This window comes from Azospirillum sp. B506, from assembly GCF_000333595.1.
Classification (GTDB): Bacteria; Pseudomonadota; Alphaproteobacteria; order Azospirillales; family Azospirillaceae; genus Azospirillum.
Window position 1 is genome coordinate 1 of sequence record NZ_BADK01000797.1, and the last position, 1550, is coordinate 1550.

Sequence of the window (1550 nt, forward strand, 5' to 3'; positions counted from 1 at the left end):
TTATCTGCTGGGTCGGACGATGCCTATTACGGGATCGAGGGCGATGGTTCGCCGGTGGTGCATTCGATCGCCTTCGACGGGGTGATCACGACCCTGTTCGGCCCCTTCTTGCGGGGCCAGCCGCTGCATCTGCCGCCCCACGACCGCGAGGCCGAAATCCTGGCCGCCGGCCCGCCCGCTGGCGGTCCGCATACGCTGGTCAAGCTGACGCCATCGCATCTAAAGGTGTTGAACCAGGAACTGGCGGATAGCGGTTCCGCCAGCCCGACCCATGCCCTGATGATCGGTGGCGAGGCGCTGGTACCGCGGGATATCGCCTTCTGGCAGAAGCGATTCCCGGACGTGCGCCTGATCAACCATTACGGCCCGACCGAGGCGACGGTCGGCTGCTGTACCCTGGAAATCCGCGAGCCGGTTGACGGGCTGTCCAGCATCCCCATCGGGCGGCCGATCTGGAACAGCCAGCTTCATGTGCTCGACCCGCTGTTGCAACCGCTGCCGCCGGGGGTGGTGGGCGAACTTTATATCGGTGGCGCCGGGCTGGCACGCGGCTATCTGAACCGGCCCGACCTGACGGCCGAACGATTCATCGCCGACCCATACGGACCGCCCGGATCGCGCCTCTACCGCACCGGCGACCTGGCGCGGCGGCGCAGCGACGGCACCATCGATTTCCTCGGCCGCACCGACCATCAGGTCAAGATTCGCGGCTTCCGCATCGAACTGCGCGAAATCGAGGCGGCGATGGCCCGTGCCCCCGGAGTGGCCCAGGCGGTGGTTGTCGCGTGTGCGGACCGCACGGGCAACCGGCGCCTGATCGGCTATTTCGTACCGGCGGCCGGCATGGCGCCGGAACCGGCTGCGCTGCGCGCCTTCCTGGCGAATGAGTTGCCGGACTACATGGTCCCCGCCGGCATCCAGGTACTGGCAGCCCTGCCGGTGACGCCGAATGGCAAGCTCGATACCCGCGCCCTGCCGGTGCCCGATTTCGTTGGCGCCGCGCTGGCCCGCCCGCCCCGCACGCCGGCCGAACAGGTGCTGTGCGGCCTATTCGGCGAAATCACCGAGGTGCCAGTGGTCGGCATCGATGACAATTTCTTCGAACTCGGCGGCCATTCGCTGCTGGCGATGCGTCTGATCGGGCGAATCAGGGCGGTATTGGGTGTCGATCTGCCGATCCGCACCCTGTTCGAAGCGCCGACGGTTGCCGAACTGGCGGACCGGCTGGACGGTTCCGCAGCCGATACCGGCGGTTTCCTGGCGCCGTTCCTGGCGCTGCGCCGGACGGGATTGGCGACCAGGAAAGGCCGATCGCCGAGCGCCACCTTCACCGAGCGGCTGATCCGGCAATCGAAAGCGCAGCCGGAGGATCGCATCCTGATCGTCGGACTGTGCAAGGCCGAGGTGCTGCTGGATCTCTACCGGCGTGGTTTCCACCATGTCTGTCACGAAACGGGGCACCGGTTGCCGGTTCATGACGACTTCGATGTCGTCTGGCTGCTGCATCATGAGTCGATGGGGGCACTTGAAGCGAATGATGAGCGGCCTTG

General features: G+C 66.6%; 1 protein-coding gene. It reads left to right on the forward strand.

Annotated features, from left to right (window positions below):
* The coding region (locus I71_RS25145; protein ID WP_042700185.1) for a non-ribosomal peptide synthetase at positions 1-1550 on the forward strand (1550 nt) is incomplete at both ends.